This is a genomic window from Microbacterium capsulatum (genome assembly GCF_030865425.1).
GTDB lineage: Bacteria > Actinomycetota > Actinomycetes > Actinomycetales > Microbacteriaceae > Microbacterium > Microbacterium capsulatum.
Map to the genome: position 1 here is coordinate 121,527 of NZ_JAVFCB010000006.1, position 12,746 is coordinate 134,272.

11 protein-coding genes are annotated in these 12,746 nt (G+C 71.5%); 9 read left to right on the forward strand and 2 right to left on the reverse strand.

Annotated elements, in window-relative coordinates:
• Nucleotides 1–135: 135 nt before the first annotated feature.
• From RBR11_RS11705 to RBR11_RS11745, 9 genes are all read left to right on the forward strand, one after another.
• Nucleotides 136–2,130 carry a primary-amine oxidase gene (locus tag RBR11_RS11705; protein ID WP_308489521.1) on the forward strand — a complete coding sequence of 665 codons (1,995 nt, stop codon included), beginning with the start codon at nucleotides 136–138 and terminating at the stop codon, nucleotides 2,128–2,130.
• A 136-nt stretch (nucleotides 2,131–2,266) separates the two neighbouring features.
• On the forward strand, nucleotides 2,267–3,223 hold the full coding sequence (locus RBR11_RS11710) for an AraC-like ligand-binding domain-containing protein (protein ID WP_308489522.1): 957 nt from the start codon (nucleotides 2,267–2,269) through the stop codon (nucleotides 3,221–3,223).
• A gap of 189 nt (nucleotides 3,224–3,412) precedes the next feature.
• The gene (locus RBR11_RS11715) at nucleotides 3,413–4,213 is read left to right on the forward strand and encodes a MoaF C-terminal domain-containing protein (protein ID WP_308489523.1); all 801 of its coding nucleotides are present in this window, start codon (nucleotides 3,413–3,415) and stop codon (nucleotides 4,211–4,213) included.
• 47 nt (nucleotides 4,214–4,260) lie between these two features.
• Nucleotides 4,261–4,650, forward strand: coding sequence for a nuclear transport factor 2 family protein (locus tag RBR11_RS11720; protein ID WP_308489524.1), 390 nt, complete (start codon nucleotides 4,261–4,263; stop codon nucleotides 4,648–4,650).
• An 82-nt stretch (nucleotides 4,651–4,732) separates the two neighbouring features.
• Nucleotides 4,733–5,905, forward strand: coding sequence for an ABC transporter substrate-binding protein (locus tag RBR11_RS11725; protein ID WP_308489525.1), 1,173 nt, complete (start codon nucleotides 4,733–4,735; stop codon nucleotides 5,903–5,905).
• A gap of 153 nt (nucleotides 5,906–6,058) precedes the next feature.
• Nucleotides 6,059–6,919: an ABC transporter permease subunit gene (locus RBR11_RS11730; RefSeq protein WP_308489526.1), complete on the forward strand. Its 861-nt coding sequence runs from the start codon at nucleotides 6,059–6,061 to the stop codon at nucleotides 6,917–6,919.
• The gene (locus RBR11_RS11735) at nucleotides 6,906–8,711 is read left to right on the forward strand and encodes a branched-chain amino acid ABC transporter ATP-binding protein/permease (RefSeq protein WP_308489527.1); all 1,806 of its coding nucleotides are present in this window, start codon (nucleotides 6,906–6,908) and stop codon (nucleotides 8,709–8,711) included. Before RBR11_RS11730 ends, RBR11_RS11735 begins: the two co-directional genes overlap by 14 nt.
• Nucleotides 8,708–9,400 carry an ABC transporter ATP-binding protein gene (locus RBR11_RS11740; protein WP_308489528.1) on the forward strand — a complete coding sequence of 231 codons (693 nt, stop codon included), beginning with the start codon at nucleotides 8,708–8,710 and terminating at the stop codon, nucleotides 9,398–9,400. The genes RBR11_RS11735 and RBR11_RS11740 overlap by 4 nt, the downstream gene beginning before the upstream one ends.
• A 243-nt stretch (nucleotides 9,401–9,643) precedes the next feature.
• Entirely contained in the window at nucleotides 9,644–11,128 is a 1,485-nt protein-coding gene (locus RBR11_RS11745; RefSeq protein WP_308489529.1) for an HNH endonuclease signature motif containing protein, read from the forward strand.
• 79 nt (nucleotides 11,129–11,207) lie between these two features.
• On the opposite strand, the gene RBR11_RS11750 is transcribed toward RBR11_RS11745, so the two are convergent.
• Nucleotides 11,208–11,687 (reverse strand): DUF3465 domain-containing protein, encoded by a 480-nt coding sequence (locus tag RBR11_RS11750; protein WP_308489530.1) that lies wholly within the window; start codon nucleotides 11,685–11,687, stop codon nucleotides 11,208–11,210.
• Nucleotides 11,688–11,898: 211 nt separating this feature from the next.
• Nucleotides 11,899–12,708: an SDR family NAD(P)-dependent oxidoreductase gene (locus RBR11_RS11755; protein ID WP_308489531.1), complete on the reverse strand. Its 810-nt coding sequence runs from the start codon at nucleotides 12,706–12,708 to the stop codon at nucleotides 11,899–11,901.
• Nucleotides 12,709–12,746: the final 38 nt, after the last annotated feature.

The window sequence follows — 12,746 nt, forward strand, 5'->3', positions numbered from 1 at the left end:
CGCGGACCGGTTTCCGACCGGCACCGCTCCTCGAAACGGGATCGGCACGACCGTTGCATCGCCGGCCCGTTCGGCGTACGATCGCTCCAACCCGTTTATTGAGCAATCGCTCGAAAAAGGCAGCAGAGGTCGACGATGTCCCACCACTCCCCGCAGCAGATCACCCTGGACGCGATCGCGGTACCGCACCCCCTGGATCCGCTCACCGGATCCGAGATCGCCGCAGCCCGCGCGATCCTGGAGTCCGCGGGCCTGCTCGGCGAGACCGTGCGGGTGCCGATGCTGCTGCCGGACGAGCCGACCAGGCAGGAACTCGCCGCGTGGACGCCGGGCGCGCCGATCGACCGCCGGGTCGATGCGACCCTGCTCGACACGGCGACCGGCGTCGCGACGGACGTGATCGTCTCGGTCACGCGCGGCGAGGTGCTCCGCGCCGAGCGCGTGCCGAACGACGCCCCGCCGTACGGCCAGCCTCAGTACCTGTTCGAGGAGTACGAGCGTGCCGAGGCGATCGCGAAGGCCTCCCCCGAGTGGCGCGCCGCGATGGAGCGTCGCGGACTCGCCGAGCACATCGACCTCGCGTTCTGCTCGCCGCTCGCGCCGGGCTTCACCGGCCGCGCCGACGAGGTCGGCCGTCGCGTGATCCGCTCGCTGACGTTCCTCCGCTACGACGAGCTGGACTCGCCCTGGGCGCACCCGGTCGAGGGCCTCATCGTGCACATCGACCTCACCGCGGACAGCGTGATCCGGGTCGAGGACCACGGCGACGTGCCGGTTCCGGCAGGGCACGGCAACTACTACCCGGAGGTGCAGGGCGAGGCCCGCACCAGCCTCAAGCCGATCGAGATCATCCAGCCGGACGGCCCGAGCTTCGCCGTGTCCGGCTCGCTCGTCGAGTGGGAGAACTGGTCGATGCGGGTGAGCTTCAACGCCCGGGAGGGCCTGGTGCTGCACGACGTGCGCTTCGACGGCCGACCCGTGCTGAGCCGGGCGAGCGTGCCCGAGATGGTCGTCCCCTACGGAGACACCTCGCCGGGCCGGTTCTGGATCAGCTACTTCGACGCCGGAGAGTACCTGCTCGGCAAGAACGCGAACCACCTCGAGCTCGGCTGCGACTGCCTCGGCGTGATCCGCTACCTGGACGGCCACGTGGCCGACGACCGCGGCAACCCGGTGCGGATCCCGAACGTGATCTGCATGCACGAGGAGGACGCGGGGATCCTCTGGAAGCACACCGACATGCAGGGCCGGTCCGAGGTGCGCCGCGCGCGGAAGTTCGTCGCGTCGTACTTCTCCACGATCGGCAACTACGACTACGGCTTCTACTGGAACTTCGGCCTGGACGGCACGATCGAGGTCGTCGCGAAGGCGACCGGCATCGTGTTCGTCGGCGCCGGCGAGCCCGGCGTCCCGCAGCGCCACGCCACCGAGCTCGCGCCCGGGGTGTTCGCGCCGGTGCACCAGCACCTGTTCTGCGCGCGGCTCGACGTCGCCGTCGACGGATCCGACAACCGCCTCGTCGAGGTCGACGCCGAGCGCGTGCCGATGGGACCGGAGAACCCCTTCGGCAACGCGTTCAGCTGGACGGAGACCGTGCTCGGCTCGGAGTCCGCCGCCCGGCGCGAGGCGGACACCTCCGTCGCCCGGGTGTGGGAGGTGCAGAGCGCCTCGCGCGCCAACGCCGTGGGACGCCCGACCGCGTACCAGCTCGTCCCGCAGCCGACCGCGCTGCTGATGGCGGATCCGGCCTCCTCGGTCGCCGCGCGCGCGACCTTCGCGACCAAGCACCTGTGGGCGACCGCGCACCGCGAGGGCGAGCTGTGGCCGGCCGGACGATTCCCGAACGCGCACCAGGGCGGATCCGGCCTTCCGGCGTACACCGCCGGGGACGCGCCGCTGGACGGCCCGGACGGCGCCGACCTCGTGCTCTGGCACACCTTCGGGCTCACCCACTTCCCGCGGCCCGAGGACTGGCCCATCATGCCCGTCGACACCGCCGGCTTCGCCTTCCGCCCGCACGGGTTCCTCGACCAGAACCCCGGCATGGACGTGCCGGAGTCGTCGCAGGCGCACGCGGTCGCCGGTGAGTCCTGCTGCGGCGGAGGCGACGCGTGTGCGTGCGGCCATTGAGGCACGGCGAGGGGCGCGCGCCGCGCACCCCGACCCCCGGATCGCCCCCGTAACACCCCTGTGCGCCGGTGATACCATGCCGGAACGGATCGTATACAACGTCGTCACGCCCCCGTCCTACCCGAGGTGATCAGCTGTGGCCGGAGTCCCCCTCTCCCCCGCCGAGTCCGTCTCGACACTCGTCGCGCGGAACATCAGCGAGTTCCGCTCCGCGGTCTCGGACTCCTTCGTGCCGCTGCACGTGAGCGGCGAAGGATCCGGCGCCTTCCGCGGCGTGATCCGCGGCGCCGCCGTCGACGAGGTGCACGTCACCGACGTGCGCGCGACCCGGCACGTCGTCGAGCGCACGCCCGAGCTCATCGCGCGCGGCGACCGGTCGTACTTCAAGGTCAGCCTCATGCTCGCCGGCACCGGACTGCTCATCCAGGACGACAGGGAGGCCGTGCTCACCCCCGGCGACCTCGCGGTCTACGACACCGACCGGCCGTACTCGCTCGTCTTCGACGAGGACTTCCGCACCATGGTCGTGATGTTCCCGAAGCATCTGCTGAGCCTGCCTCCCGACATGATCGGCCAGCTCACCGCCGTGCGGATCTCGGGCCAGGAGGGCCTCGGCGGCATGGTCGTGCCCTATCTGCGCCAGCTCGCCGCGAACCTCGATCAGCTGGCGGGCTCCACCGGCGCGCGTCTGGCGCACAGCGCGCTCGACCTCGTGTCCACGGTGTTCACCCGCGAACTGGGCCTGGACGAGGCCGCTGCCGACCCGCATCGCGCGCTCCTGCAGCGCATCCGCGGGCACATCGACCGCAATCTCGCCTCCGCGGACCTCGGCCCGTCCTCGATCGCCGCCGCGCACTTCATCTCCACGCGGCACCTGCACGGCCTGTTCCAGGGTCAGGGCACCACGGTGTCGACCTGGATCCGCACCCGCCGCCTCGAGCAGTGCCGTCGCGACCTCCTCGACCCGGTCCTCGCCGACCGTCCCGTCGCCGCGATCGCCGCCCGCTGGGGATTCGTCGACGCCGCGCATTTCAGCCGCGCGTTCAAGACCGCGTACGGCGTCTCGCCGAGCGAGTACCGCTCCACGCGCTGATCCGCGCCCTCCGCCGCCCGCGTCGGACGGCGCGGCGCGCCCGGACGACCCTCCCTTGCCCCTCCGGGCACGCCGGTTGACTGTCGGCGCGCGATCCGCCCCGCGCCGTTGAGCATCGGATCGCCCCCGGCGAGCATGGGCACACGCCTCGCATTCCCGCGAGGAGACTGGGTCGAAGGAGTCCCGAACGTGTCCGATGAACTGATCGCACCCGCCGTGGATCCGGCGCTCGACGAGTGGCGGACGTATGACGAGTTCGCCGCGGGGATCGACGCCTACCGCCTGCCGTCGACGAGCCTCGACGGCACCGACCTGATCCTCACCCTCGAGGACGGCGCGACCCTGTCCCTGCGCTTCGGTGCCGGCACCGTCGCCTGGGAGGGTTTCGGATCCTCCGGCACCGACCCGTACGACGCCGTCGCCGTGCGCGAGGACGTCGTTTTCGTCAACCTTCCGCTCGAGACCCGCGAGCGCGAGGCCGTCACGATCGTGTACTCGACGCGCACGCACCGCGCGACCGTGATCCGCTCCCGCATCGCGGCGGAGCCCGTCGAGGGCACCCCGCAGGTCGGGCAGGAGTTCTGGGCCGCGACCACGGACGGCGGCGCGGCGACCGGCGAGGTGCCCGGGCCCAGCCGCGACCTCATCGGCAAGCGCAACGTGTACCGGTACAGCCCGCACCACCTGTACGAGCACGTCTACGTCTCCAGCCGGCGCTACGCCTGGCAGTGCCTGGAGGGCGTGCAGCGCGGCCACGGCGACATGGACCTCTCGACCGTGTGGAAGTTCGCGGACGGCCTGTACCTGTTCTGCTTCCGCGAGTTCCGGATCGCCGTCGCGAGCGTCTGGCTGCACGATCTCGGCTACCAGCTCCGCACGACGGGGATCTTCCTCGGCCTGAACGGCGCGGGCGCCTCCGAGCACTCCCGCGCCGGCGGCCACATCTATCCGCTGGGCTCGGTGTCGTACCCCGACGCCCAGCCGGTCTGACCGCGGTCGCCGTGGACCCGTCCACCCCGATCCCGCAGAGGAGCACGATGACCAACGCCGACATCATCCGCGCGCACTACGCGGCCAGCGACCGCGGCGACCTCGACGGGATGCTCGCCCCGCTCGGCGCCGGCGTGCGCTGGACCGAGGCGGCCGGGTTCCCCTACGGGGGCACATACGTCGGCCCCGAGGCCGTCGCCGAGAACGTGTTCGCGCGGATCCAGGAGGACTGGGACGACTACACGCTCGCCGTGGACGAGGTCGTGGACGGCGGCGACACCGTCGTCGGGATCGGCACCTACTCCGGCACGCACAAGAGGACAGGACGGTTCTTCGCCGCCCGGGTCGCCCACGTGTGGCGGCTGGAGGACGGCGAGGTCGTCGCCTTCGAGCAGTTCACCGACACCGAGATGATCGGTCGCGCGATCCGCGACTGAGCTCCCCGCCGGCGCAGGCACCGCTGCCCGGCAGCTGCACCCCCTGCGGGCTCCCGCCCGTCACCCGAGAGACAGGAATCACATGAACAAGCGCATCACCGCCGCAGCAGCGCTGCTGACCGCGGGCGTGCTGGCCCTGGCCGGCTGCTCCGGATCGGGCGGATCCGGCGGATCGGGCTCCTCGGACCCGATCGTCGTCGGATCCGTCAACACGATCAGCGGCCCGGCGACCTTCCCCGAGGCGTCGCAGGCCGCGAAGGCCGTGTTCGACCAGTTCAACGCCGACGGCGGCCTGAACGGCCGGAAGATCGACTACAAGGCGCTCGACGACAAGGGCGACCCCGCCACCGCCACGGCGAACGCCCGCGAGCTCGTCGGCAGCGACAACGCCGTGGCGATGGTCGGCTCGGCCAGCCTCATCGAGTGCGACCTGAACAAGAAGTACTACGAGCAGGAGGGGATCCTCTCCATCCCCGGCATCGGCGTGGACACCGGATGCTTCGACAGCAAGAGCATCTCCCCCGCCAACGTCGGCCCGTACAACGACATGACGCTCACGCTCACGTACGGCTCCGAGGTGCTGCACATGCAGGACATCTGCGTGCTGCTGGAGATCGCCGGATCCACCCGCCCGACCTACCAGGCCGCGATCGACAAGTGGACCAAGGCCACCGGCAAGAAGCCGAAGTACGTCGACGACACGGTGCCCTACGGCGCCAGCGACTACACGCCGTACATCGTGAAGGCCCGCGCGGCCGGCTGCAAGGCGCTCGCCGTGAACCCGATCGAGCCGGACGCGATCGGCCAGATCAAGGCCGCCAACGCGCAGGGCTGGAACGACGTCTCCTGGCTGCTGCTGACCAGCGTCTACAGCGAGAACTTCGCGCAGGCCGTCGACAACGCCGGCGCCGGCGTCTACGTGCCCGCCGAGTTCTACCCGTTCACCGACGACAACGCCGTCAACAAGGGCTGGCGCGACCTGATGACGAAGAACAAGATCCCGCTGACCTCGTTCAGCCAGGGCGGCTACCTCGCCGCCACGCACTTCATCCAGGTGCTGAAGTCGATCAAGGGCGACATCACCCGGGACAGCGTCAGCGCGGCGCTGAAGAGCATGAAGCCGATCGACGACAAGATGATCGGCACGCCGTACACCTTCGGCGTGAACAACAACGCCGGCTGGCCGATCGTGCTCAAGAGCGGCACCCACAAGTGGGAGAAGGTCGCGGACGACTGGTTCCGCCTCGCCAAGTGATCCCCTTGGGTCGTTGAGCGAGGACGCGCGAAGCGCGACCGAGACGAAACGCGGTTTCTGAGATCACCGCGTTTCGTCTCGGTCGCCCGCGGCCGGTCCCTGAGCCTGTCGAAGGGCGCTCAACGACCGATACGACAACGAAAGGACGACGCCATGTTGCAGGGCGCCATCGCCGGCCTCGCCGCCGGCGGCCTCTACGCGGTGCTGGGCGTGTGCCTCACCCTGATGTCGCGGCTCGTGCGGGTGGTGAACTTCGCACAGGCCGCCACCGGCATGTTCGGCGCGTTCGCCGCGGTGTGGCTGGTGCGCCAGGCCGGACTCCCGGTCTGGATCGGATCCACCCTCGGCGTGCTGCTCGCCGGGATCCTCGCGGTCGCGATCGGCTGGATCGCCGCGACCTGGCTGTCCGAGGCCTCCACCACGACCCGCTCGGCGATGACCGTCGGGCCTCTCCTGCTGCTCATCTCGCTGTCGTTCATCCTGTTCGGCAACAAGCCGCAGCCGTTCGCCCCGCTGATCGCCGGCCCGGCCTTCTCCGTCGGCGGCGTCGTGGTCAGCCAGGTCACCGTCGCCACGGTGCTCATGGCGGTCGTGACCGCGGTGCTGGTGAAGCTGGTGCTCAGCCGCACCCGGGTCGGCATCCAGCTGCGCGCGCTGTCCGAGCGCCCCACCACCGCCGAGCTGCTCGGGATCCGTTCCCGCCCGCTCTCGATCGCGGTGTGGTTCGTGACCGGCGTGATCAGCGCGATCGCGATCATCATCATCGCCCCGTCGCAGTCCAACGACGCGACGAGCCTGGCGATGCTGATCATCCCCGCGGCCGCCGCCGCGCTCCTCGGCGGGTTCAAGCGTCTCGATCTCACCGTGGTCGGCGGGCTCGTGCTGGGCGTGCTCGGCGGTCTCGTCGCGCAGATCAATCAGGTCGCCCTCGTGCGCAACTTCCTGCCGTTCCTGTTCATCGTGATCCTGCTGCTCTGGACGCAGCGGAAGGAGGTGTGGGATGCCGCACGCTGACCGCCCGCTCGCCCCGAGCCGGGGCCTCGCCGAGAACCCGCTGTTCCGCAGCGCCTGGCCGTTCGCGGTCGGGATCGCCGCCGTGCTCGTCGGTCTCGTGCTGTCGAATACGCTCTCGGGCTACTTCGTCTTCCTCGCGATCAGCGCCGTCACCGCCGCGATCTCGATCCTGGGCCTCGGCATCGTGACCGGATCGGCCGGCATGATCGCGCTGTGCCAGCTCACGTTCGCAGCCGTCGGCGCCTGGATCGTCGCCCTGCTCAACCTCTGGCACGCTCCGGGCGGGTTCCTCGTCTGGCTCCTCGCCGGCGGGATCGCCGCGGGACTGGTCGGGGTGCTCGTGGGCCTGCCCGCGCTGCGCCTGCGCGGGGTCAACCTCGCCGTCGTCACCCTCGGGTTCGCGGCGGCGGCCGACGTCACCCTGGTGCAGATCCAGTTCCCAGGCTCCGCGAACAGCATCCCGGTCGACCGGCCCGCCGGCTTCACCAGCGACAAGCAGTTCTTCTTCCTCTCGGTGATCGTGCTCGTGGTCTGCTGCCTCGTCGTGTTCTTCCTGCAGCGCGGCCGGTGGGGCGCGAGCTGGAAGGCGGTCGCCTTCTCGGAGCGCGGCACCGCCGCGGCAGGGCAGAGCGTGGAGATCGCGAAGCTCACCGCGTTCGCCGTGTCCGCCGCGCTGGGCGGGATCTCCGGCGGTCTGCTCGCCGGTCAGGTGCAGCTCCCCTTCGCCTCGAGCTTCTCGCCGCTGCAGTCGCTGGCGCTGTACGTGCTGGCGATCATGTCCGGGGCGCACCTCATCGACATGGCGGTGCTCGGCGGCATCCTCTGGGTGCTCGTGCCGGAGCTGCTCAAGCGCTGGGGCGTCCCGCAGGACTGGGCGTTCGTCGTGTTCGGCGTGCTCGGCGTGCAGGCCCTGACCAGCGGCACGAGCCTGGGCCAGGGGGTGCGCAACCTCATCTGGAAGCGGCAGGACCGCCGTACCGCGAACGCGCATCTCACGGCGCTGCCCCCCGGCGCATCCGAGGACGCCGAGGAGGTCCGCACGACGACCACCGCCACGCTCGACGAGGCCGCCCTCTCCGGCGAGCCGGTCCTGACCGTCGAGCATCTGACGGTGCAGTTCGGCGCGCTGAAGGCCCTCGACGACGTGTCGTTCCAGGTGCCGGCGGCGTCGATCATGGGGCTCATCGGCCCGAACGGCGCCGGGAAGTCGACGTTCGTCGACGCGATCAGCGGCTTCCTGCCCAAGCACGGCGGGAGGGTGCTGCTGGGCGGCCGGGATCTCGCCGGACTCTCCCCGACCCGTCGCGCCCGCCGGGGCCTGCGCCGCACCTTCCAGCAGGACCGGGTTCCGCCGCTGCTCACCGTGGGCGGCTATGTGCGCTTCGTCGCACGCCGCCGGCTGTCCCGTGCCGACATCGACGAGGCGCTGGCCTTCTTCGGCTGCCCGCCCGCCCGAGCCCGCCTGTCCAGCGTCGACGTGGGCACGCGGCGGCTCGTCGAGGTCGCCGCGAACGTGCTCGCCCAGCCCCGGCTGCTCATCCTCGACGAGCCCGCCGCCGGCCTCTCGCACGAGGAGCACCTCGCCCTCGCCGCGCGCCTGCGCGAGCTGCCCGCCCGGTACGGGGTGGCGCTCGTCATCATCGAGCACGACCTCGATCTCGTCCGCTCGGTGTGCCCGATGCTCACCGTGCTGAACTTCGGTCAGGTGCTCGCCACCGGGCCGCAGGACGAGGTGCTCGCGAACCCCGACGTGGTCAGGGCCTACATGGGAGAGACGGAGCTGCTGTCATGAGCGAACTGGTGCTGGACACGGTCACGGTCAGCCGCGGCGCGGGTCCGGTGATCTCCGACGTGTCGCTGACCGTGCGCGGCGGCGAGGTGGTCGCCCTCGTCGGCCCGAACGGCGCGGGCAAGACCAGCCTGATCGAGTCGATCTCGGGTGTGACCGGGCATTCGTCCGGATCCCTGACGCTGGATGGCGAGCGCATCGACAAGCTCTCCCGGGTCACCCGGGCGCGCAGGGGCATCGTGCACATCGAACAGGGCAGGGCCGTGTTCCCTTCGCTGACCGTGCGGGAGAACCTCTCGCTGACGGCGCGCACCCCGGCCGACCTGGAGGCGGCGCTGGCGTCGTTCCCCGAGTTGGAGAAGCGCATCGACTCCCCCACCGCACTGCTGTCGGGCGGGGAGCAGCAGATGGTCGTGCTCGCGCGCGCCTTCGCCGCGAAGCCGCGGATCCTGCTGATCGACGAGATGTCGCTCGGCCTCGCCCCGGTGGTGTTCATGCGGCTCATGCCGATCGTGCAGTCGATCGCCGAATCGGGCGTGGGCGTGCTCCTCGTCGAGCAGTTCACGCACCTCGCGCTCGGCCTCGCCCGTGAGGCCGTGGTCGTGGCCGGAGGCCGGGTGTCGTTCCAGGGGACGGCGTCCGAACTGCAGTCGGACCCGCAGTTGCTGCATCGGGCCTATCTCGGCGGGTAGCGTCCGTCCGGCGGGTGGCGTCGGTCCGTCCGGCGCGGCGCCGGTCCGGGTTCGTCCGGGTTCGTCCGGCGCAGCGCCGGTCGGGTTCGAGGCCTCGGCGACCGAACGCTGCGGATCGCGTCACCGGGGTTCTCGGCGTTTCCGGGGGCCAGCGGCCTTTTCGTGATCCGACCGTGATCTCTCCGGCGTCGGATCCGCTCGAATCTTCGTTCGAATGTCGGTGGTCCGGAGTTGACTGGGGTCATGACGAACTCGACCACCGCCGCCGCGGATCCGGGCATCGACCCGGACGGGCTGCTCGCCGTGCTCGTCGACGGCCTGGAGGCGACCGAGGCCTCGATCCGGCGTCTGCAGGCGGTGCGGGAGGCGCAGCTCGCGCTCGCGCATCGGATCGCGGACGAACGGTGCGCTCGGGATGCGGCGGCATCCTCGGCATCCTCGTCGACGGTGCCGGGGGTGGCGTCCGAGCTCGCGCACCGCGCGGTCGCGGCGGAGATCGCGGCGGTGCTGCACATGTCGGACCGGGTCGTGCAGGGCCGCATGGCCCAGGCCGCCGAGCTGGTCAGCCGCTTCCCCGCCACCCTGCAGGCGCTGGCGGAGGCGCGGATCGGGTTGCCGCACGTGCGCACGATCCAGGACGCCGGCGCGCGTCTCGCCGACGACGCCGTGCGCGCACGGTTCGAGACCGTCGCAGTCGCCGCGTCGGTCGGGGAGACGCCGCATCGGGCCCGCCGGGCGGTCCAGCGGGCGGCGGAGCACCTCGCTCCCCGGTCGCTGACCGAGCGGCATCGAGATGCGCAGGAGTGCCGCAGGGTGTGGCGGGAGGATCTGGCGGACGGGCAGAAGATGCTCGGCCTGATCCATTCGGCTGCGGTCATCGACGGGATCTACGACCGGCTCACCCAGCAGGCGAGGGCGGTTCAGGTCTCGAACTCCCGGGCCGCCACGTCGACCCGCACCGGGGTCATGGCGCCAGGTGACGAGGAAGGGAATGCCTGGTCGGGCGATCCGACCGATGCGAGGACCCTGGATCAGCTGCGCGCCGACCTCGCCGTCGACACGCAGCTGACCGGCGCCCCCTCGGGGCACGACACGCCCGACGGCCTGCTCTCCGCGATCCGGGCACGGGTCGAGATCACGGTTCCCGCGCTCACCCTGATCCGTGCGACGACCGACAGCGACCTCGGCGGCGACCTCGGCGGCGAGCGGCCGGGCGAGTTCGCGGGCGGGCAGCCGATCGACACCGACACGGCCCGGATCCTCGCCGCGGGCATCCCCGGTTGGGAGCGGGTGCTCACGCACCCCCTCACCGGGGCGGTCCTCGCGGTCGATCGGTACCGGCCCAACGCCGATCTGCGAAGGCTCCTGCACGCGCGCGATTCCCGCTGCCGGTTCCCGACGTGCGGGCTTCCTCCCGCCGCCCACGACCTCGATCACACGATCGACGCCGCGTTCGGGGGCGCCACCGAGGAGGACAATCTCGGCGGGTGCTGCCGGCGTCACCATGTCCTCAAGCACCACGGCCTCTGGACGGTGAAGCAACTCGGCGCCGGCGTCCTCGAATGGACCAGCCCCGTCGGACGCACCTTCATCGACCGACCGCCGTCACCTGTCACGTTCATCGTCTCGGAGCCGGATCCGCCGCCCCCGAGTCCGCCGCCTCATGATCAGCCGCCTCCGGATCCGCCGCCTCCTGTTCCGCCGCCTCGTGATCCGGCACCATGGTGATCCGATCACGGCGGCACCGCAGATCCGGAGCACGCCGGCCGATCAGCCCCGCCGCTGCAGGCCCGGGCGTCGGGGGACGTCAGGAGTAGCGGTGTCCCCTCCAGACCAGCCATCCCGCCTGGTGCCGGCCGGACGGATCGTGGTGCGTCCAGTGCACCGTGCCGCCCTTGTCGCTCCACTCGTAGTCGCCGAGGAAGTCGACCCGGTCTCCGGTCGACAGTCCGTCCAGCCGCGGGGCGATGTCGATGTTGTGGGCGACGAGGATCGTGATCCCCGCGGGCGTCGTGAGGATGAACCTCTGGTGCCGCGAGCCGCTGTCGTCGTCCGGGAGGATGCGGGTGACGACGCCGGCGCCCTGGACCTCCACCCCGCTGCGCCGGCCGTCGAAAAGCGCACGGACGGGGTCGTCGGCTCCCACCGGTGCGCTCACGACCACCGGGGACGGGGCCGCCACCGGGCCGGGACCGCCCGGGATCCACCCCTGCGCGACGCCGAGGACCGCGAGCGCGCCGACGGCGACGACCGCCGCGATCGCCGTCCACCGCGCCCTCCGCGTCACGGCGCCCAGCCTAGACCCGAGGGTCTGCGGACGAGGCACGACAGGCGCCCGGCCGAGCGGAGCGGACGAGGCACGACGGGCGCCCGGCCGAGCGGAACCGCATGCCCTCCGTCATTGCCCGGCCGAACCGTTGCCCGTCCGAACCACTGCCCGGCCGAACGGCGATCCGGCGAACCAACGCCGGCCCGAGACCCGGTCCGAGCCCCGTCCGCTACATCCCGGCGTGCTCGAACGCCGTGGTGGGCAGGTCGACGATGTGCGCGCCGCCGTCGACGACGAGAACCGATCCGGTCATGTACGACGACTCGGAGGATCCCAGGAAGCGCACCACCGAGGCGATCTCGCCGGGCTGCGCGGGGCGGTGCAGGGGCACGTCGGCGGTGACGGTGGCGTACGCCTCCTCACGGCTGTCCAGGCCGGCGTGCGCGGCGAACTCGTCCATCTCCTCGTCGGCCATGGGCGTCTGCACCCAGCCCGGGCACACCGCGTTCACGCGCACGCCGTGCTTGCCGTAGTCGCGGGCGAGGGTGCGGGTGAGCCCGATCAGGGCGTGCTTGCCGACGGTGTACCCCGCGACCGAGGGGCCGGCGAACAGGCCGGCGAGCGACGAGATCACGACGATCTGCCCCTTGGCCTCGATGAGCGCCGGCAGCGCCTCACGGGCCATCGTGAACGCCGTGGTGAGGTTCGCCCGGATCGCGGCCTCCCAGCCGGCGTCGTCCGTCTCGCCGACGGGCGCGAACCCGTGCCCTCCGGCGTTCGCCACGAGCACGTCGATCCTCCCGAACGTCGAGAGCACCTCGGCGACGGCGTTCCGGGCGTCCTCGGTGGAGGCGGCATCCGCGACGATCGGGTGCGCGCCGACCGCGCGCTGCACCTGGAGGAGCGGCTCCTCGCGGCGTCCGACGACGACGACGTGCGCTCCCTCCGCGGCGTAGCGGGCGGCGATCGCGGCGCCGATGCCGGTGCCGCCGCCGGTGATGACGACGACGCGTCCGGCGGATCCTGCGCTGATGGGCATGGGGTCTCCTGTCGTGGGTGGATCTGATGTCGTAGGGG